Here is a 582-nt window from a genome sequence, read left to right as displayed (position 1 = left end):
TCATCCACTGAAGAGGCTCAGAGAAAGCATCTTCATTAACGACATAAGACTCGCCTTTATGCTCTCCTGCATAGACGTTCACAACCCAAACTCGGGCCTGAAAATCTAGTACTTCACTCATCACTTGCGTGAACTTTTGAAAGAGGTTTTTCATTACTTTTAGTTCCGCTCTAACTCACAAACAGCCAAACACCAACGCCCATCATCAACGTGCCTGCGAAACGGTTCATCAAACGCACATTTTTTGATTGGCCTAAAACACGTTTAAGTCCTTTACCGCCTGTCGCGTAAAGTGACATACAGATGAACTCGAACAGCAGAATGATCGAGACTAAAACCATGAGCTGTGGCGCTAGGGCTTTGCTCTGGTCGATGAATGGAGGCAAAAGTGAGATCATAAACGCCCAACCTTTAGGGTTCGCGATGGCGGTAACGAAGCCCTGCAGAACCAAATTCCAGTTACCTTTAGGTGGTGAAGTTGAGTTCTCCAAATTGATCGCGAGTTTGCCTCGAGATCGCCACATTTCGATACCTAAATAGAGCAAATACGCACCGCCGGCAAATTTGAGGACGGTAAATAGC

At 45.9% G+C, this 582-nt stretch carries 1 protein-coding gene; it reads right to left on the bottom strand.

The features are described 5' to 3' along the window. Positions 1-170: 170 nt before the first annotated feature. Positions 171-582 (bottom strand): LysE family translocator (locus R7190_RS29215; protein WP_318138116.1); only part of this gene is annotated, 412 nt, incomplete at its 5' end.

This window comes from Vibrio sp. 1078-1, assembly GCF_033340475.1.
This window is presented reverse-complemented; position numbering and strand designations above follow the sequence as displayed.